The 22,015-nt window shown below is 75.9% G+C and carries 2 protein-coding genes; both read right to left on the bottom strand.

Annotation, left to right across the window (positions count from 1 at the left end):
- Positions 1 to 47 precede the first annotated feature (47 nt).
- Complete coding sequence (locus ADK67_RS20755) at positions 48 to 9,164, bottom strand: type I polyketide synthase (RefSeq protein ID WP_053718115.1); 9,117 nt, start codon at positions 9,162 to 9,164, stop codon at positions 48 to 50.
- A gap of 12 nt (positions 9,165 to 9,176) precedes the next feature.
- Complete coding sequence (locus tag ADK67_RS20760; RefSeq protein ID WP_053718116.1) at positions 9,177 to 21,929, bottom strand: type I polyketide synthase; 12,753 nt, start codon at positions 21,927 to 21,929, stop codon at positions 9,177 to 9,179.
- Positions 21,930 to 22,015 lie beyond the last annotated feature (86 nt).

Below are 22,015 nucleotides of genomic sequence, written 5' to 3' on the forward strand. Positions count from 1 at the left end.
GTCCGTCCCGCGGGCGCGGGTTCTTCCGGTGGTGGCCTGCGACGGCGTCAGCGCGAGGCGCGGCCGAGTTGGTTGTCGATGAAGTCGAACAGCTCCGAGGTGGACGCCTCGGCGAAGTCGGGCCGGGCGCGGTCACCGCCGTTCTCGTTCCAGCGCGTCAGGATCGTGTGCAGTCGGACGGTGATCTCGTCGCGGTGGTCCTCGTCGTGGCCGATCGCCGCCAGCGCCTCCTCCAGCCGGTCCAGCTCGGCCAGCGCGCGTGGCGTCGCGGCGGGCGTGAGGCGGTCCAGCAGCGACCCGGCGAGCGCCGCCGGCGTGGGGTGGTCGAACACCGCGGTGGCCTCCAGCCGGACACCGGTCGCGGCGACCAGCCGGTTGCGCAGGTCCACCGACGTCAGCGAGTCGAAGCCGAGGTCGCCGAACTGGCGGTCGAGGTCGACCCGGTTCGGGTCGCCGTGGCCGAGGACCGCCGCGACCTCCTGCCGGACCGCTTCCTCGACCAGCCCGCGCCGGTCGTCGTCCGCCACGGCGGCCAGTCGTTCGGCCAGCGTGGCGCGCGGGGTCTCGCGCACGAGACCGAGCAGCAGCGGGCTGGCCGGCATGGCCGACAGCGGTGCGGCGACCACGGCGGGTCGGCCCGCGCGCACGGCGTCCTTCAGCGCACCCTCCTTCAGCATGGCCTCGTCGGCCAACGCGTTGTCCGCCAAGGCGTCTTCGCGCAGGGCCACGAACACCGCGTGCGGCCGGGTGCGCGCCAACGCCTCCATGAACGCGGCGCCCGCGGCGTGGTGCGCCCGGCCGGACGCGCCGAACCAGTCCTCCACGCTCGACACGAGCACGAGCGGCTGGTCGGGGTGCTCCTGGTGCAGCCGCCACGCCGTGTCGACCGCGGCGCGCAGGGCCGAGGTCAGCGCGTCGTCGTCCAACGCCGCCAGCACCGCGCGGTCGAGGGCCTCGGGCCGGTGCACGACCGCGTCGACCAGCTCGGCCGTCTCCTTCACCGCCGCCCTGACCAGCCGCGGCGCGAACGCGCGACCGTCGCGGACCAGCACCTGCGCCTCGCCGGAGGCCACGATCGGGGCTAGCGACGCGGGTTCGCCGCCCACCAGCACGATCCGGCCCGGCGCCTCCGCCTGCGCGGCGCGCACCAGGCCCCACACGGCGGCCACGCCCGGATCGGCCGGGTCGGGGGTGAGGACGACGACCCGGCTGTCGTCGGCGGACCGGGCCCGCAGCTCCGCCAGCACGTGCCGGGTGGCGGTGTGCGCGGTCGCCACCGGGTCCGGCCCGGCCTCGACCCTGATCACGACCGCCTCGGGCTCGGCCGGCCGGTCCACATCGGACTGGTGATCGCCAGACCGGTGCGTATCGGACCGATCGGCCGACTGGTGTTCGGCGGACTGAAGATTGTTCGAGAGGTGCTCGGCCGACGGCAGCTCAAGCGGCGTCCACTCGACCTCGTACAGCGTGGTGCGGCCGAGCGGTCGGTGCTCGACCGAGTCGACCCGCGCCACCTCCGCGCCCCGCTCGTCCCGGAACACCAGCGCGTCCACGTGGGTGGCGACGCCCGGCGCCGTGGCGCGCAGACCCCGCCACGACGTGGGCTCCACGTCGTCCCGGACCAGCAGCGCCAGGTCGACCTTGGCGGCGACCGGCGCGCCCGCGGTCAGCGTGCCCCGCGCGTGCTCGACCCAGCCGTCGTGCCACGCGTGCACCGCGACCGGTCGGGCGCCGTCGTGCGGCGCGCCCACCCTGACCTGGACCCGAGCGCCGTCCACCACCGGCAGCGACGTGACGTCGAGGTCCACCACGGGGTGCCCGACCTCGCGGCCCGCGTGCCACGCCAGGTCCGCCAGGTCCACGGCGGTCAGCGGACCGGTGGCCGTGCCGGTGAACAGGACCTCCTCGCTGCCCGCGACCGGCACGGCGGCGTCCAGCACCGGGTGGCCGCTCGCGGTGCGCGGGCGCGGAGTGAGCCAGTACCGCTCGCGCTGGAACGGGTACGTGGGCAGCACGACCCGGCGGCCGGGGAACGCCGACCAGTCGACCGGCACGTCCCGCGCGTGCAGGCGGGCGAACAGCTCCGTCGCGGTGTGCCGCTCCGACCGGTCGCGGCGCAGCGCGGGCACCGCCTCCGCGCCCTCCGGCAGCACCGCGTCCACCAGGCCCGACAGCACCGCGTCCGGCCCCAGCTCGACGAACGTCGTGACGCCCGCGTCGAGCAGCGCCTGGGTGGCGTCGGCGAACCGGACCGCGTCGCGGACGTGCCGCACCCAGTGCTCCGGGTCGGTCCAGTCGGCGTCGCCGCCGGTCACCGTCGACACGGTCGCGAGCACCGGTTCCCGGTAGGTCAGCGACTCGGCCACCGCGCGGAACTCGGCCAGCATCGGGTCCATCAGGTGCGAGTGGAACGCGTGGCTGACCACCAACCTCTTGTGCCGGAACCGGGCCGCGTACTCGACCACGGCCCGCTCCTCGCCGGACAGCACCACCGAGCGGGGACCGTTCACCGCCGCGATCGCCACGCCGGCGGGCAGGTCGAGCTCGTCCTCGGCCGCCTGGACGGACACCATCGCGCCACCCGGCGGCAGCGCGCCCATCAGCGAGCCGCGCGCGGCCACCAACTTCGCCGCGTCGTCCAGGGACAGCACGCCGGCGACGTGCGCGGCGGCGATCTCGCCGACCGAGTGCCCCGTGACGAAGTCGGGTCGCACGCCCCACGACTCCAGCAGTCGCGCCAACGCCACCTCGACCGCGAACAGCGCCGGCTGCGCGGTGGCGGTGTCGTCCAGCCCGTCGCCGGAGCGGATCGCCTCGCGCACCGGCAGCAGCGAGCACACCTCGTCCAACGCGGTCGCGAACACCGGGAACGCCCGCGCCAGCTCCTCCCCCATGCCGACGCGCTGCGAACCCTGACCGGTGAACAGGAACGCCAGCCGCCCAGGACGGACCTTCGGCAGCCGCACCGCGGAGGTCAGGTCGGCGTGGCGCTCGGCGACGACCACCGCGCGGTGCTCCAGCAACGCCCGGCCCGTGCCCGCGGTGAACGCCAGGTCGGGCAGCGGCACGTCGGCCGCGGCCAGGCGCTCCAGCTGCTCCGCCAACGCCTCCGGGGTGCGGGCGGACACCACGACCGGCACGGGTCCGCCCTGCCGCGGGACCTCGGGTGCCCCGTCGGGCGCCTGCTCCAGCACGACGTGCGCGTTGGTGCCGCTGATCCCGAACGACGACACCGCCGCCCGGCGCGGGCGGTCCACCCGCCACTCCCAGGGCTCCGTCAGCAGTTCGATCGCGCCGGACGACCAGTCGACGTGCGGGGTCGGCTCGTCCACGTGGAGGGTGCGCGGCAGCACACCGTGCCGCATCGCCTCCACCATCTTGATGATCCCGCCGACGCCCGCCGCGGCCTGGGTGTGGCCGATGTTGGACTTGAGCGAGCCCAGCGCCAGGGGACGCTCGCGCTCACCGCCGTAGACCGCGTGCAGCGCCTCGGCCTCGATCGGGTCGCCCAGCGTCGTGCCGGTGCCGTGCGCCTCGACGGCGTCCACGTCGGACGGTCCGAGCCCGGCCGCCGCGAGGGCCGCGCGGACCACCCGCTGCTGGGCCGGGCCGTTCGGCGCGGTCAGGCCGTTGGACGCGCCGTCCTGGTTGACCGCCGTGCCGCGCACCAGGGCGAGCACGGGGTGGCCGAGGCGTCGTGCGTCGGACAGCCGTTCCACCAGCAGCACGCCGACGCCCTCGGACCAGCCGGTGCCGTTCGCGGCGGCGGCGAACGGCTTGCACCGGCCGTCGGGCGCGAGACCGCGCTGGCGGGAGAACTCGACGAACGCGGTCGGCGTGGACATCACGGTCGCGCCGCCGGCCAGCGCCAGGTCGCACTCGCCGGACCGCAGCGCCTGCGCGGCCAGGTGCAGCGCCACCAGGGACGACGAGCACGCCGTGTCGACGGTGATCGCCGCGCCCTCCAGGCCGAGCGCGTAGGCCACGCGACCGGACGCCACGCTGCCCGCCGTGCCGCCGGCGAGGTAGCCCTCCAGCTCCGGCGGCAGCGCGCCGCCGGTGCCGTAGTCGTGGTACATCAGCCCGGTGAACACCCCGGTCCGGCTGCCCCGCAACGACACCGGGTCGACGCCCGCGCGTTCCAGTGCCTCCCAGGCGGTCTCCAGCAGCAGCCGCTGCTGCGGGTCGGTGGCCAGCGCCTCGCGCGGCGACATGCCGAAGAACTCGGGGTCGAACAGGTCGGCGTCGTGCAGGAACCCGCCCTCACGCGCGTAGGACGTGCCCGTCCGCTCCGGGTCGGGGTCGTAGAGCCCGTCGAGGTCCCACCCGCGGTTGGCCGGGAAGGGGCCGATCGCGTCGACACCGCCCTCGACCAGCCGCCACAGGTCCTCCGGCGACCGCACGCCGCCCGGGTAGCGGCACGCCATGCCCACGATCGCGATCGGGTCGCCCGCCACGGCCCGCTGCTCGACGCGCACGGGCGCCGTCGCCCCGGCCAGGTGGGTGGCCAGCGCGTGCGGCGTCGGGTGGTCGAACACCAGCGTGGTGGACAGCCGCTGCCCGGTGGCCGCGGCCAGCCGGTTGCGCAGTTCCACCGCGGTCAGCGAGTCGAAGCCCAGCTCGGTGAACGCGCGGTCCGCGTCGACGCCGTTCGGGTCGGTGTGGCCGAGCACCGCCGCGACGTGCGTGCGCACCAGTTCGGTCAGCGCCCGCAGCCGGTCGGCGTCGGACAGGCTCGCGAACCGGTCCGGGGTGGTGGCGGCCTTCGCCTTGCGCGGCGCGAGACCGCTCAGCGCCGGGTGCGGGTTCTCGCGCAGCGCCGCCCGGTCGACTCCCGTCACGGCCAGCACCGGCGCGCCGGTCGCGACCGCGGCGTCGAACGCGGCCAGCGCCTCGTCCGTGCCCATCGGCTTGAGGCCGAGCCTGCCGATCCGCTTGCGGTCCACTTCGGACAGACCGCCGGACAGCGCGCTCTCCGTCTCCCACAGGCCCCAGGCCAGGGACGTCGCGGGCAGGCCGAGCGAGTGCCGGTGCTCGGCCAGCGCGTCGAGGAACGTGTTGCCCGCCGCGTAGTTCGCCTGCCCGGCCGTGCCGAGCAGGCCCGCGATGGACGAGTACAGCACGAACGCCTCGACGTCGCCGACGAGCTCGTGCAGGTGCCACGCAGCGTCGACCTTCGGCCGCAGCACCTCGTCGACCTGCTCGGGGGTGAGCGAGTCGAGCACACCGTCGCGCACCACACCCGCCGCGTGCACCACCGCCGTGACGGGGTGTTCGGCGAGCAGTTCGGCGAGCGCGTCCCGGTCCGTGACGTCGCACGCGGCGACGACGACCTCCACGTCGCCCGTCGGCCGGGGCGCCGTGCCGCTACGGCTGACCAGGACGAGCTTCCGCGCGCCGTGCCTGGTCACCAGGTGCTGGGCCAGCGCGGAGCCGAGCGCGCCGCTCGCGCCGGTGACGAGGACCGTGTCCCAGGTCGGGCCACGGCCCTCGGGTCGCGGCGTCGGCTCCAGGCGAGGTTCCCGCACGCGGCCGTCGCGGACGAGCGCGAACCGGTCGGGGTGCTCGGCCTGCGCGCTGCGGACCAGACCGGTGACGGCCGCGTGCGCCAGGTCGTCGCCGACGACGACGCCGAGCCGGCCGTCGTCCCGGGTGAGCCAGTCGCGCAGCACGCCGAGCGTGTGGTGGACGGCGTGGCGGGCCCGTTCGGGCAGCGTGCCGTCACCGGTCTCGACCTCCGCGGTCGCGTCCGGCTCGACGTCCGACTCGTGCCACGTGGGCGTCAGCAGCAGCCGGTCGCCGGTCAGGGGCGCGTCGAACGGCCGCAGCACCAGTTCGGCCACGGACACGACCGGGCTGCCCGCGGCGTCGGCGACCAGCAGCGACACCGACTCCAGGCCGACGGGGGCGATGCGCACGCGGAGCGCGGCGCCCGCCGTGCCGTGGAAGCGCACGCCGTGCCACGAGAACGGCAGCAGGGCGGGCCGGTCGTCGACCACGCCGGGCAGCAGCGGGTGCAGCGCGGCGTCGAACAGCGCCGGGTGCACGGTGAACCCGGTGAGCGGCACCTCCTCGGGCGACGCGACCTCGGCGAACAGCTCGTCGCCACGCCGCCAGACCCGGCGCAGCCCCCGGAAGACCGGGCCGTAGCCGTAGCCGTGCTCCTGGAGCCCGTCGTACGTGAAGTCCACTTCGGACGCGTCCGCGGGCGGCCACGCCACCAGGTCGGCCACGTCGACGCCACCGTCCTCGACCGTGCCGGTGGCGTGCCGGGTCCACGGTTCGTCGTCGTCACGCCGGGAGTGGATCTCCACGGTCGTGTCGGCGCGCACGACCCGCAGCGTCAGCGCGCCGTCGTCGGGCACCACGAGCGGCGCGGTGACGGTCAGCTCGGCGACCGGGCCGACGAGTTCCACCAGCGCCGTGCCTGGCACGACGATCGCGCCGTGCACCCGGTGCTCCGCCAGCCACGGCTGGGTGGCCGCGGAGAGGACGCCGGTGACCACCGTCGAGCCGTCCGGCAGGTCGACCGACGCGCCCAGCAGCGGGTGCCCGGTGGACCGCAGGCCGGCGGCGGCCACGTCACCGCCCGCCACGGGCCGCAGCCAAAAGCGCTTGCGCTGGAACGCGTACGTGGGCAGCGAGACCTTCCGCGCACCCGGGAACACCCGGTCCCAGTCGACGCCGACGCCCTGCACGTGCAGCGCGGCCAGCGCGCTCGCGACCGTGCGGGGTTCGGACTGGCCCGCGCGCAGGAGCGGCACCGGTCGCACGTCGTCGGTCGCCGAGGCGGCCAGGCCGGACAGGACGGCGTCCGGGCCCAGCTCGACGAGCGTCGTCACGCCTTCCTCGCGCAACGCGACGAGGGCGTCGTGGAACCGCACCGTCGCGCGGACCTGCTCCACCCAGTACTCCGGGTCGGTCCAGTCCGCGTCCCGCGACACCGTGGACACCGCGGTGATCGACGGCGGCCGGTAGGTGAGCGTCCGGGCCACCGCGCGCAGGTCCGCGAGCATGGGCTCCATCAGCGGCGAGTGGAACGCGTGGCTCACGGCCAGCCGCTTGCCGCCCCACGGTTCCGCGGCCCGGAGCACGGCCTCCTCCGGCCCGGACAGCACGACCGATCGCGGACCGTTGACGGCGGCCACCGCCACGCCCTCGGGCAGGTCCAGCTCGTCCTCGGCGGCCCGCACGGCCACCATGGCGCCACCGGCGGGCAGTGCCTGCATCAACGCGGCCCGCGCGGTCACCAGCTTCGCCGCGTCGGCCAGGGACAGCACCCCGGCCACGTGCGCGGCGGCGAGTTCGCCGATCGAGTGGCCGACCACGAAGTCCGGGCGCACGCCCCACGACTCGACCAGCCGGAACAGCGCCACCTCGACGGCGAACAGCGCCGGCTGCGCGAGACCGGTGTCGTCGAGCCCGTCGCCGGACTCGATCGCCTCGCGCAGGGGTAAGTCGAACCGCGCGCACACCTCGTCCAGCGCGGCGGCGAACACCGGGTACGTGCGGGCCAGCTCCAAGCCCATCCCGACGCGCTGCGCGCCCTGACCCGTGAACGCGAACGCGGTCCGGCCCTTGCGCGGGACGACGGCGGCCGGGATGTCGTCCGCGTCGACGCCGGCGGCGCGGTACGGCATCGGCGTGCGGGTCGCGAGGGTGTACGCGGCGTCCGGCGTCCACTCGACCCCGGCGAGTCGGCGGGCCTGCTCCGCGACCGCCTCCGGCGAGCGACCGCACAGCACGATCGGCACCGGAACGGTCGCCGGAGCCGTCGGTGGCTCGGTCTCGTCCGGCTCCTCCACGATCACGTGCGCGTTCGTGCCGCCGAAGCCGAACGACGACACCGCCGCCCGGCGCGGCCGGTCTCCGCGCGGCCACTCGCGGGCCTCGGTCAGCAGCTCGACCGCGCCGGAGGACCAGTCGACGTGCCGGGACGGCTGCTCGGCGTGCAGCGTGCGGGGCTGCACGCCGTGCCGCATCGCCTGCACCACCTTGATGACGCCGCCGACGCCGGCCGCCGCCTGGGCGTGGCCGATGTTCGACTTCAACGAGCCCAGCCGCACCGGCTCGGCGCGGTCCCGCCCGTAGGTCGCGAACACCGCCCGCGCCTCGATGGGGTCGCCGAGCGTCGTGCCGGTGCCGTGCGCCTCGACCAGGTCCACGTCCGCGGCGGACAGCCCGGCGGCGTCGAGCGCGGCCCGGATGACGCGTTCCTGCGCCGGGCCGTTCGGCGCGGTCAGGCCGTTGGACGCGCCGTCGGAGTTCACCGCGCTGCCGCGGAGCACGGCGAGCACCCGGTGGCCGTTGCGGCGGGCGTCGGACAGCTTCTCCAGCAGCAGCACGCCGACGCCCTCGGCCCAGCCGGTGCCGTCGGCGTCGTCGGAGAACGACTTGCAGCGCCCGTCGGCGGCCAGGCCGCGCAGCCGGGAGAACTCGACGAACGCGGTCGGCGTGGACATCACCGTCGCGCCGCCCGCCACCGCCAGCTCGCACTCGCCGCGGCGCAGCGCGTTCGCGGCCAGGTGCATCGCCACCAGCGACGACGAGCAGGCCGTGTCGACGGTGACGGTCGGGCCCTCCAGGCCGAAGGTGTAGGCCAGCCGACCGGAGGCGATGCTGCCCGCGCTGCCGCTGAACAGGTAGCCCTCGACGCCCTCCGGCGGCAGGTTCGCCCGCGAGCCGTAGTCGTTGTACATCACGCCGACGAACACGCCCGTCCGGCTGCCGCGCAACGCCTCCGGGTCGAGGCCCGCGTCCTCGAACGTCTCCCAGGTGGTCTCCAGCAGCAACCGCTGCTGCGGGTCCACTGCCACCGCCTCGCGCGGCGAGAGGCCGAAGAACTCGGCGTCGAACCGGTCGGCGTCGTGCAGGAAGCCGCCGTGCCGGCTGGTGGACTTGCCGACCCGCTCGGGGTCGGGGTCGTACAGGTCGGCGGGCCAGCCGCGGTCGGTCGGGAACGGGGTCACCGCGTCGCGCCCCTCCGCCACCAGCCGCCACAGCTCGTCCGGCGAGGTCACGCCGCCGGGGTACCGGCAGGCCATGCCGACGATCGCGACCGGTTCCTGGTCGCGTTCCTCGACCTCCTTGAGCCGGCGGCGGGCTTCCCGGGCGTCGGCGATGGCCCGCTTGAGGTAGTCGCGGAGCTTGTCTTCGTCAGCCACGTCGTCTCCTGGTCAGTCCAGCTCGTCGACCAGCGCGAACAGCGCTTCGTCGCCGGCGGAGTCGAGGTCGGGGTCCAGCGCCGGCCGCACGCCCAGCAGGGCGCGCAGCCGGTCCATTGCCGTGTCGTCCAGTTCACCGGCGCGGATGAGCGCCTCCAGCCGGTCGACCACGGGCTCCGCTTCGTCGGTCGCCAGCAGGCCGCGCAGGTGCTCGGCCAGCGCCGCCGGGCTGGGGTGGTCGAACACGACCGTCGTCGGCAGGTCGAGGCCGGTCGCGGCGCGGAGCTGGTTGCGCAGCTCCACCGCGGTCAGCGAGTCGAACCCGAGCTCGCTGAACGCGCGCTTGCCGTCGACCGCGTCCGGGTCGTCGTAGCCGAGGACGGCCGCCACGTGCCTGCTGACGAGGGCCGCCGGATCGGAGGTGTCGACCGGTTGGTGCGGCCGTGGCGCGGCCTGCTTGACCCGGACCAGGTCGCGCAGCACGGTGGGCAGGTCGTCCCGGCCGCGCAGCGCCGCGTGGTCGAGCCTGGTCACCGCGAGCACGGGCGCGCCGTGCGCCAGGGCGGCGTCGAACAGCTCCATCGCCTCGTCGGCGGCCAGTGGCTTCAGGCCCGAGCGGGCCAGGCGGCGCAGGTCCACTTCGGACAGTCCGCCGGACAGCTCGCTCTCGGTCTCCCACAGGCCCCACGCCAGCGAGGTCGCGGGCAGCCCGAGGGCGTGCCGGTGCTCGGCGAGGCCGTCCAGGTGGCTGTTGCCCGCCGCGTAGTTCGCCTGCCCGGCCGTGCCGAGCAGACCGGCGACCGACGAGTACAGCACGAACGCCTCGACGTCGCCCGCCAGCTCGTGCAGGTGTCGTGCGGCGTCCACCTTGGGCCGCAGCACGGCGTCGACCTGCTCGGCGGTCAACCCCTCCAAGGTGCCGTCGTCCGTGATGCCCGCCGTGTGCACGACCGCGGTCGGCCGCCACCTCGCGAACACGTCCGCGAGGGCGTCGCGGTCGGCCACGTCGCAGGCCTCCACCGCCGCGGTCGCCCCGAGGTCGGCCAGTTCGGCGCGCAACTCCGCCGCGCCGGGCGCGTCCGGGCCGCGCCTGCTGAGCAGCACCAGGTCACGCACGCCGTGCCGGGTCACCAGGTGCCGGGCGAGCACCCGGCCCAGCGCGCCGGTCGCGCCGGTGACCAGCACCGGCCCGTCGCCCCAGCGCACGTCCGTCCCCTCGGGCGCCGTCCGCGCCAACCGCGGCACGAACACCCGACCGGCGCGGACGGCCACCTCGGGCTCGCCGAGGCGCAGGGCCGCGTCGAGCGATTCGTCGGACGTCGAGTCGTCCACGGACGCCAGCACGAACCGGTCCGGGTGCTCGGCCTGCGCGCTGCGCACGAGACCGCGCACCGCCGCGTGGTCGAGCCCGTCCCGGATCACGACGGCCGACCGGCCCTCGGCCCGCCGCAGCACGTCCAGCACGTGGTGGACCACCGCACGGCCGTCGACCGACGCGGGCACCCGGTGCACGGCCAGCCCGTGCGGCGGCAGGTCGGGCACGGTCACCGCGCGCCACGTGAGGGCGTGCAGACCGTCCGGCGGCGTGCCGCGGCCGAGGGGCCGCAACCCCAGCTCGTCGACCGTGAGCACCGGGTTGCCCGCGGCGTCCGCGACCGCCAGGGCCACCGCCGAACCGCGCCTGCTCAGCCGCACGCGGGCGGCCGGCCCACCGGCGTGCGCCGTCACCCCGCGCCACGAGAACGGCACCACGGGTTCGGCGTCGTCCTCGGCCACGCCGGGCAGCAGCGCGTGCAGCGCCGCGTCCAGGGCCGCCGGGTGCACCAGGAACCCGCCGCCCTCCGGACCGGACACCTCGGCGAACAGGTCGTCACCGAGGCGCCGCAACGACTTCAGCCCGCGGAACGCCGGCCCGTACCGGTAGCCGTGCTCGGCGAGCCGCTCGTAGGCGCCGGCCAGGTCGACCTCCTCGGCGTCGGACGGCCAGTCCAGCGGCGAGGGCGCGGGCACGTCCTCGGCGAGCGCACCGGAGGCGTGCAGCTCCCACGGCGACTCGTCGTCCGGGCGCGCGTGGATCGCGACCGGCCGCCGCCCCGACTCGGGCGCGCCCACGGTGACCTGCAGCTGCGCCGCGCCGAGCACCAATGGCGCGGCCAGGGTCAGCTCGGCCAGGTGCGGGTGGCCGGTGCGCGCGCCGGCGGCCAAGGCCAGCTCGGCGAACGCCGTGCCGGGCAGCAGCACCTGGTCGCCGACGCGGTGGTCGGCGAGCCACGAGTTCGCGGTGACGCGCCCGGTGAGCACGACCGTGTCGCCGCCCGCCAGCTCCACGACGGCGCCGAGCAGCGGGTGGCCGGTGTCGCCGAGGCCGAGCGCGCCGGCGGACCGGGCCCTGGTCGGCGCGTCGAGCCAGAACCGGCGCCGCTGGAACCGGTACGCGGGCAGCGGCACGGGCCGCGCGCCCGGGTAGTCCCACGTCACGGTGACGCCGCGGGTGTGCAGGACGCCCAGCGCGGTGAGCGCGGTCTCCGCCTCCGGGCGGCCCGCCCGCAGCACGGGCGTCGCCGAACCCGGCTCGGCGGCGAGGCACTGCCGGGTGAGCGCGGTGAGCACGCCGTCCGGGCCCAGCTCGACGAACTCGGTGACGCCGAGCCGCTCCAGCGTGCGCACGCCGTCGAGGAACCGCACCGACTCGCGGATGTGCGCGACCCAGTAGTCCGGCGACCGGAGCTGCTCGGCCGTGGCCACGTCGCCGGTCACGTCGGACACGACGGTGATCCGCGGCTCGTGGAACACCAGGCCGTCCAGCTCGGCGCGGAACGCCGCCAGCACCTCGTCCATGTGCGGCGAGTGGAACGCGTGGCTCACCGGCAGCCGCCGGGTGCGCCGGCCACGCGCGCTCCACTCGGCCACCGCGGCGGTGACCGCGGACTCGTCGCCGGACACGACGGTGGAGCGCGGCGCGTTGACCGCGGCGATGGCGAGCACGCCGTGCAGCGAGCCGCGCACCTCGTCCTCGGTCGCCTCGATCGCGGCCATCGCGCCGTCGTCGCGCGCCGACTGCATCGCCCGGCCGCGCGCGGCGACCAGCCGGCACGCGTCGGCCAGGTCCAGCACTCCCGCGACGTGCGCGGCCGCGACCTCGCCGACGGAGTGGCCGAACAGGAAGTCCGGCCGCACGCCGTGGTGCTCCAGGAACCGGAACAGCGCGACCTCGATCGCGAACAGCGCGGCCTGCGTGAACGCGGTCTGGTCCAGCAGCGCCGAGTCCGCGGTGTCCGGCTCGGCGAACAGCACCGTCCGCAGTGGACGGTCCAGCACCGGGTCCAGGTGCGCGCACACCTCGTCCAGCGCCTGCCGGAACACCGGCGACCACGCGTGGAGGTCGCGGCCCATGCCGACCCGCTGGCTGCCCTGCCCGGTGAACAGGAAGGCCAGCGCGCCGCGCCCTTCGCCGTCGCCGCCGCGCACCTCCGCCAAGCCGCGCGCGAGCCCGTCGCGATCGCCGACGACGACCGCACGGCGCTCGAGCCGCGCCCGGCGGGCCAGGGTCAGGCCGACGTCGGCCGGGTCGAGGTCCGGGTGCTCGGCGAGGTGCGCGCGCAACGCCTCGGCCTGTGCGCGCAACGCCTCGTCGTCACGGGCGGACAGCACCCAGGCCACCGGCCCGGCGGTCGGCTCGCGTTCCGGCTCCGGCGTGGCGGGCGCCTGCTCCAGCACGACGTGCGCGTTGGTCCCGCTGATGCCGAACGACGACACCGCGGCCCGACGCGGTCGGCCGGTCGCCGGCCAGTCCCGCCCCTCGGTCAGCAGCTCCACGTTGCCCGAGGACCAGTCGACGTGCGGCGACGGCCGGTCGGCGTGCAGGGTGCGCGGCAGCACGCCGTGCCGCATCGCCTGCACCACCTTGATGATCCCGCCGACGCCCGCGGCGGCCTGCGCGTGGCCGATGTTGGACTTCAGCGAGCCGAGGAACAGCGGCTCGGCGCGGTCCTGCCCGTAGGTGGCCAGCAGCGCCTGCGCCTCGATGGGGTCACCGAGCGAGGTGCCCGTGCCGTGCGCCTCGACCAGGTCGACGTCCGAGGTGGACAGCCGGGCGGCGGCGAGCGCCTGCCGGATCACGCGTTGCTGCGCCGGTCCGCTCGGCGCGGTGAGCCCGTTGGACGCGCCGTCGGAGTTGACCGCGGTGCCCCGGACCACGGCGAGCACGCGGTGGCCGCGCTTGCGGGCGTCGGACAGGCGTTCCACCAGGAGCAGGCCGACACCCTCCGACCAGCCGGTGCCGTCGGCGTCCGCGGAGAACGACTTGCAGCGCCCGTCCGGCGACAGGCCGCGTTGGCGGGAGAACTCGACGAACGTGCTCGGGCCCGCCATCACCGTCACGCCGCCCGCCAGCGCCATCTCGCACTCGCCGTTGCGCAGCGCCTGCGCGGCCAGGTGCAGGGCCACCAGCGACGACGAGCACGCCGTGTCCACCGTCATGGCCGGGCCTTCGAGCCCGTAGGTGTAGGCCAGGCGGCCGGAGATCACGCTGGAGGTGTTGCCCGCCAGCAGGAAGCCCTCGACCTCGTCCGGGGTGTCGGGCAGGCGGGAGGCGTAGTCGTCGTACATCACGCCGGTGAACACGCCGGTGCGGCTGCCCCGCAGCGTGGCGGGGTCGATCCCGGCGTCCTCGAACGCCTCCCACGCCGTCTCCAGCAGCAGCCGCTGCTGCGGGTCGGTGGCCAGCGCCTCCCGCGGCGACATGCCGAAGAACGCGTTGTCGAACAGGTCCGCGTCGTGCAGGAACCCGCCCTCGCGCGTGTAGGAGGTGCCCAGCTTCTCCGGGTCCGGGTCGTAGAGCGCGTCGAGGTCCCAGCCCCGGTTGGTGGGGAACCCGGAGACGGCGTCCCGGCCCTCCGCGACCAGCCGCCACAGGTCCTCCGGCGACCGCACGTCACCGGGGTAGCGGCACGCCATGCCCACGATCGCGATCGGCTCGTCCGCGCGGACCGCCTTCGTGGTCACGACCTCCTTCGCGGTGCCCGCGAGCAGGTGCGCGGCCAGCGCGACCGGCGTCGGGTGGTCGAACACCAGCGTGGTCGGCAGCCGCAGGCCGGTCGCCGCGATGAGCCGGTTGCGCAGGTCGACGCCCGCCAGCGAGTCGAAGCCCTGGTCGCGGAACGCCCGCTCCGGGTCGACCGCGCGGCCGTCGGCGTGCCCGAGGGCGGCGGCGGCCGTGGCGCGCACCAGTTCCAGCGCGGACGCCTCGGTGAGCGCCGCCGCCTTCGGCGTGGTCACGACGGTCTTGCGCCGCACCAGTCCGCGCAACGGCGCGGGCACGTTCCCGTCACCGTCCACCCGGGACGGTTCGAGGGCGGCGGGCACGAGCAGCGCCGCGTTTCCGGACACCGCCCGGTCGAACAGCGCAAGGCCGCGCGTGGCGTCCAGCGGCACGACACCCGACCGCGCCCACCGCGCGATGTCCGCCTCGCCGAGCGTCTCGCCCATGCCCGCTTCCCACAGGCCCCAGGCCAGCGACGTCGCGGGCAGGCCGAGGGAGCGGCGGTGGGCGGCGAGCGCGTCGAGGTAGGTGTTGGCGGCGGCGTAGTTGGCCTGGCCCGCCGTGCCGAGCACCGCGGAGATCGACGAGAACAGCACGAACGCCTGGACGTCGCCGGCCAGCTCGTGCAGGTGCCGCGCGGCGTGCGCCTTGGCCGCGAGCACGCGGTCGACCTGCGCGTCGGTCAGCTCCGTCGTGGTGGCGTCGTCCAGCACGCCCGCGGTGTGGATCACGGCGGTGAGCCGTTCGCCGGCCAGCGCGGCGGCCAGCGCGTCGCGGTCGGACACGTCCACCGCCAGCACCCGTGCGCCCAGTTCGTCGGCGAGGTCCCGCGCGCCGGGCGCGTCGAGGCCGCGGCGGCTGAGCAGCAGCAGGTCGCGCACGCCGTGCCGCTGCGCGAGGTGGCGGGCGACGAGCGCGCCGAGCCCGCCGGTGCCGCCGGTGATCAGCACGGTGCCGTCCGGGTCGAACCCGAGGCCCGGCGTCACGTCGCCGAGGTCGGTGCGCGCCAGCCGGGGCGCCAGCACCGCGCCGTCGCGCACGGCGGCCTGCGGCTCACCCGTGGCGACCGCGGCGCGGACCGCGGCCTCGTCGTCGGCGTCCACCACGACCACCTGGTCCGGGTGCTCGGACTGCACGACCCGCACCAGGCCCCACACGGCGGCGTCGGCCAGGCCGTCGACCGGCTCGCCGTCGCGCACCGCCACCGCGCGGCGGGTGTGGAACACCAGCCGGTCGTCCGGGCCGTGCTCCTCCGCCAGCCAGTCCCGCACGATCCGCAGCGCGCGGCGGACCGCCGCACCGGGGTCGTCGGTGTCGGCGGGCGGCACCACGACCGGGTCGCCGGACGGCTCGGCGGCGGGCACCTCGGTCCACCGCAGCGCGAACGTCGACGCGGCGGTGAGCGCGTCCTTCGCCACCGCGCGCAGCGTGATGCCGTCGATCGAGCCGACCGGCACGCCCGCGCCGTCGGCCAGCGCGATCGCGAACGTGTCGGCGCCGGTCGGCTCGATGCGGACCCGCAGCTCCGTCACGTCGGCCGCGCGCAGCTCGACACCGCTCCAGGCGAACGGCAGCCGGATCTCGTGCGCCGCGGCCGGGTCGAGCACCAGCGGGTGCAGCACGGCGTCCAGCAGCGCCGGGTGGACCAGGAACCCGCGTTCGGCCGCCGGGATCGCGACCTCGGCGTAGACGGTGACGCCGTCGCGCCACATCGCGCGCAGGCCGCGGAACGCGCCGCCGTAGTCGTAGCCGAGCGCCGCGAGCCGGTCGTAGGCGTCGTCCACCGACTCCGGTTCCGCCTCCGGCGGCCACCCGAACTCCTCGACCGGCGCCACCGACTCGGCGAGCGAGCCGGACGCGTGCCGGACCCAGCTGTCCACCTTGGAGTGCACGGTGAACCGGCCCTCGCGGACGGCGACCTGCACCTGCACGGACCCGTCCGCCGGCACCACCAGCGGCGTCTCCAGGGTCAGGTCGTCGACCCGCGGCAGGCCCACCCGCTCCCCCGCGGCCAGCGCCAGCTCCAGGAACGCGGTCGCCGGCACCAGCACCGCGCCGTTGACCACGTGGCCGGCCAGCCACGGTTGCGCGCTCAGCGACACCTCGCCGCTGAGCAGCAGCTCGTCCCGCTCGGCGTGCTCGACCGAGCTGGACACCAGCCCGGCGGTCCGGCCGCGCGGCACCAGCCAGAACGCCTCCCGGCGGAACGGGTACGTCGGCAGGTCGACCCGACCCTCGCCGGGCGCGAACGACGCCACGTCCAGGGCCGCGCCGTGGGCGTGCGCCCGAGCCAGTCCCGCGATGGCGGTGTCCACCTCGGGCCGGCCGGCGCGGCCGAGGGCCACCGCCGTGACGCCCGCCGACTGCGCGAGGGGCGCGAGGACGGCGTCCGGGCCGACCTCGACGAACACGGTCGCGCCCCGCTCCTCCAAGGCGCGCACGGCGTCCAGGAACCGGACGGTCGAGCGGATCTGGCGGGTCCAGTGGTCCGCGTCGGGCGTCAGCGGCCGGCCGTCGACCGTGGAGACGACCGGCAGCCGCGGCTCCTGGTAGGTGAGCGTGGCGGCGACCGCGTGGAAGTCGTCCAGCACGTCGTCCATGTGGTGCGAGTGGAACGCGTGGCTCACCGACAGCTTGCGGGTGCGCGCGTAGCGGGCGGCGACCGCGGCCACCGCGTCCTCGTCGCCCGCGATGACCACCGAGTCGGGGCCGTTCACGGCGGCCAGCGACACGCCTTCGGGCAGCTCGACCTCGTCCTCGCCCGCCTGGACGGCGACCATCGCGCCGCCGGCGCGGGCGGACTGCATGAGCCTGCCCCGTGCCGCGACCAGCGCGGCCGCGTCGGCCAGCGTCAGCGCGCCCGCGACGTGCGCGGCGACCAGTTCGCCGATCGAGTGCCCGGCCACCAGGTCCGCCCGCAGGCCGTGGTGCTCGGCCAGCCGGAACAGCGCGACCTCGAACGCGAACAGCGCCGGCTGCGTGTAACGGGTCTCGTGCAGCTCCTCGTGGTCGCCGAACATCAGCTCGCGCAGCGGGCGGTCCAGGTGCGGCTCGAAGGCGGCCACCACCTCGTCCAGCGCGGCGGCGAACACCGGGTACGCCTCGTACAGCTCCCGGCCCATGCCGGCGCGCTGCGCGCCCTGACCGGTGAACAGCACGGCGGTCCGGCCGTTCGGGTCCGCCTGGACCACGTCGGCGGCGGCGAGCCCGGCGGCGAAGTCAGCGGCGGTCGTGCCGACGACGACGGCCCGGTGGTCGAACCGCGTGCGGCCCGCCAGCGTGCGGGCGACGGCGGCGACGTCCGGCAGGTCGAGCCCGCGCAGCCGGTCGGCCTGGTCCTGCACGGCCTGCCGGTCGTGACCGCTGAGCACCCAAGGGATCGGCGCCGTCACCTCGGCGGGCGTCGCGGGCCGCTCGGCCTCGCCCTGCTCCAGCACGAGGTGCGCGTTCGTGCCGCTGATGCCGAACGACGACACCGCGGCCCGGCGCGGCCTGCCGGTCGCCGGCCACTCGCGCGGCTCGACCAGCAGCTCGACCTTGCCCGACGACCAGTCGACGCGCGGGGTCGGCTCGCCGACGTGCAGGGTGCGCGGCAGCACGCCGTGCCGCATCGCCTGCACCAGCTTGATCACGCCGCCCACGCCGGCCGCCGCCTGTGCGTGGCCGAGGTTGGACTTCAGCGAACCCAGCCACAGCGGTTCCGCGCGGTCCTGGCCGTAGGTGGCGAGGATGGCCTCCGCCTCGATCGGGTCGCCCAGGGACGTGCCGGTGCCATGCGCCTCCACCACGTCCACGTCCGCGGGTGACAGCCCGGCGTCGGCCAGCGCCTGGCGGATGACGCGCTGCTGGGAGCGGCCGTTGGGCGCGGTGAGGCCGTTGGACGCGCCGTCGGAGTTGATGGCGCTGCCCCGGATCACCGCGAGCACGTGGTGCCCGTTGCGGCGCGCGTCGGAGAGGCGTTCGAGCACCAGGAGGCCGATGCCCTCGGCCCACGCGGTGCCGTCCGCGTCGGCGGAGAACGACTTGCAGCGCGCGTCGGCGGACAGGCCGTGCTGGCGGGAGAACTCCAGGAACATGCCGGGCGTGGCCATGACCGTGACTCCGCCCGCGATCGCCGCCGACGACTCGCCGCTGCGCAGCGACCGCACCGCGAGGTGCAGCGCGACCAGGGACGACGAGCACGCGGTGTCGACGGTGAGCGCGGGGCCGACCAGGCCGAGCTGGTAGGCGATCCGGCCGGACATCACGCTGGGCGTCGAGCCGGTCAGCACGTGGCCCTCGGCCTGGTCGGACGCCTCGTGCATGCGCGGGCCGTAGTCGCCGGTCGTGCCGCCGACGAACACGCCCGTGCGGCTGCCGCGCAACGCCTCCGGGTCGATCCCGGCCCGTTCGACGGCTTCCCAGGCGACCTGGAGGAGCAGTCGTTGCTGCGGGTCCATCGCCAGCGCCTCGCGCGGCGAGATGCCGAAGAACGCCGGGTCGAACTCGGCGGCGCCGCTCAGGAAACCGCCCTCGCGCACGTAGCTCGTGCCCGAGCGGTCCAGGTCGGGGTGGTACAGGTCCGGCGCCCAGCCCCGGTCGGCCGGGAACGGGCCGACCGCGTCGAGGCCCTGGTCGACGAGCCGCCACAGGTCGTCGGGCGAGGTGACGTCGCCGGGGAACCGGCAGGCCATGCCCACGATCGCGATCGGCTCGTCGGCGCCGGCCGCGGTGTCGTGGTCCTCGGTGTCGTCGTCCGCGCCGCGCAGGAACTCGATGACGGCGTTGGGCGTGGGGTGCTCGAACAGCAGCCCGCTCGGCAGGTCGCGCCCGGTGGCCGCGGCGAGGTTGTCGCGCAGTTCCACACCCATCAGCGAGTCGAACCCGAGGTCGCGGAACGGCCGGCGCGGGTCGACCCGGCGCGGGTCGGTCACGCCCAGCACGGCGGCCACGTGCGCGGTGACCAGTTCGGTGGGGTCGGCGGCACCGCGCGAGGTGGGCGTGGTCGGGGCTTTCGGCGCTCGGGTCGGCCGGGTGGTGGGCGTCGACGGCTGTTCGTCGATCCAGAACCGCTCCCGCTGGAACGGGTAGGTCGGCAGGTGCACCCGCCGTGCGCCCCGGTCCCGGTAGACCTCGGCCCAGTCGACCGCGACACCGCGGGTGTGGGCGGCGGCCAGCGCGGTGAGCGCGGCGGTGGGCTCGTCCGAGCCCGCCCGCATCATCGGGAACGCGCGCACGCCGATCGCGGCGGCCATCGCCGAGCACACGCCGTCCGGCCCGGCTTCCAGCAGGGTGGCGGTGTCCGCCGCGCGCACCGCGTCGACGAAGCGGACGGGTTCGCGCACCTGGCGCACCCAGTGCTCGGGGTCGCGCAGCTCGTCCGCGGCGAACGCGCCGGTCACCGTGGACACGACCGGGATGTCCGGCGACCGCAGGTCGAGGCCCGCGACGACGTCCCGGAACTCGTCCAGCATCGGGTCCATCAGGTGCGAGTGGAACGCGTGGCTGACGGTGAGCCTCTTGGTGCGATAGCCCTTGGCGCGCAATGCCTCCGCGTAGGCGAGCGTTTCCGCCTCGGCCCCGGAGAGGACCACCGAGGTGGGTCCGTTGACGGCGGCGAGGGAGACGCCGTCGGGCAGGTCGAGGTCGGCTTCGGCCATGCCGACGGCCACCATCGCGCCGCCGGTCGGCAACGCCGACATCAACCGGCCGCGGGCGGACACCAGCGTGGCCGCGTCGGCGAGGGACAGCACGCCCGCCACGTGGGCGGCGGCGATCTCGCCGATGGAGTGGCCGAGCACGACCGACGGCCGCAGGCCCCACGACTCGGCGAGCCGGTAGGCGGCGACCTCGACGGCGAACAGGGCGGGCTGCGTCCACGCGGTGTCGTCGAGCCCGTCGCCGGACGCGATCACGTCCCGCAGCCGGCCGTCGAGGTGCGCCGCGACCTCGTCGAACGCCCGCGCGAACACCGGGAAGCGCTCGTGCAGCGCCAGTCCCATCCCCGCGCGTTGCGCGCCCTGGCCGGTGAACACGACGCCGAACGCGCCGTCCACGACCTCGCCGGTGACCACACCGGGCGCGGGCGTGCCCGCGGCGACGGCGTCGAGCCCGGCGTCCAAGGCCTGCCGGTCGGCCGCCACGACGACCGCGCGGCGCTCGAACGCGGTCCGCGTGGTGGCCAGCGACCACCCGAGGTCCACCGACCGACCGGGCGTGTCGCGGAGCCTGGCCGCGTGCGCGCGGAGTGCTTCGGCGGTGCGCCCGGAGAGCGGCACGACCACCGGCCCGCCCGCCGCCACCTCGCCTTCCGCCACTCCGGTAACCGCAAGCGCTTCGCCCGCCACCGCACCGGTAACCGCAACCGCTTCGCCCGCTGCCCCGGTAACCGCTACTGCCTCGCCCGCTGCCGCACCGGTGACCGGGATTGCCTCGCCGGCCGCACCGGTGGCCACCTCTCCGGCCGCCACCGCCATCCCGGTGATCGCGGCCGGTTCGGCGAGCACGAGGTGGCAGTTGGTGCCGCCCATGCCGAACGAGCTGACACCCGCCACCAGCGCCCGGTCCGGGCTCGGCCAGCCCGCCAGTCCCGTGTGGACGGTCAGGTTGTGCTCGGCCAGCGGGATGCGAGGGCTCGGCGTCTCGAAGTTCAGGCTCGCCGGCAGCTGCCGGTTGCGGATCGCCAGCACGGCCTTCAGCAGGCCCGCGATGCCGGCCGCGCCCTCCAGGTGCCCGATGTTGGTCTTCACCGACCCCACCGGCAGCGGCTCGTCGCGGTCGGCGAACACGGCGCCCAGCGCCGCCGCCTCCACCGGGTCGCCCACCGGCGTGCCGGTGCCGTGCAGCTCCACGTACTGCACCTGCGCGGGCGAGACACCGGCCCGCCGTTGCGCGGCGCGGACCACCTGCTCCTGCGCCCGCGCGTCGGGCACGGTCAGGCCCGGCGTCGCGCCGTCGTTGTTCACCGCGCTGCCGAGCACGACCGCGTACACGTCGTCGCCGTCCGCCAGCGCCTGCCGCAACGGCTTGAGCACCACGACCGCCGCACCCTCGCCGCGCACGTAGCCGTTGGCCCTCGCGTCGAACGTGAAGCACCGCCCGTCCGGCGACAGCCCGCCGAACTTCTCCGCGCCGACCGCGCCTTCCGCCAGCAGGTTCAGGTTCACCCCGGCGGCGAGCGCCAGCGGCGACTCGCCGGAACGCACGCTCTGCGCGGCCAGGTGCACGGCCACCAGCGACGACGACTGCGCGGTGTCGACGACGACGCTGGGGCCGTGCAGGTCCAGCGCGTGGGACACGCGGTTGGCGATGATGCCCCGGTGCGTGCCGATGTTGGTGTGCTGGGTGATCGCCCCGCGCCCCAGCACGAGCGTGGTGTAGTCGTCGCGCAACGAGCCGACGAACACCGACGTGGCCGTGCCCGCGAGGTCGGCGGGCACGATGCCCGCGTCCTCCAACGCCTCCCACGCCAGCTCCAGCACCAGCCGCTGCTGCGGGTCGAGCGCCGCCGCCTCGCGCGGCGAGATGCCGAAGAACGCGGCGTCGAAATCGCCCACGCCGTCGAGGACCGCACCCCACCGGGTGCCGCGCACGTCCGGCGACAGCGCCTCGCGGCGGTCCTCCGGCAGCTCGACCACCGCGTCACGCCCGTCGCGCAGCAGGCGCCAGAAAGCGGCCGGATCGGCCGCCATCGGCAGTCGGCAGGACACACCGACCACCGCGACCGCGTCGTCCAGGTTCGTCATCGACTGTCCTTCGCACCAGGGGATTCCTCGACGTCCTTTCCTATCAACCTTTTTCTCGGTTCCAGTCACGAATCGGTAGGCGGCCG

Origin of the sequence: Saccharothrix sp. NRRL B-16348 (assembly GCF_001280085.1) — a bacterium.
Classification (GTDB): Bacteria; Actinomycetota; Actinomycetes; order Mycobacteriales; family Pseudonocardiaceae; genus Actinosynnema.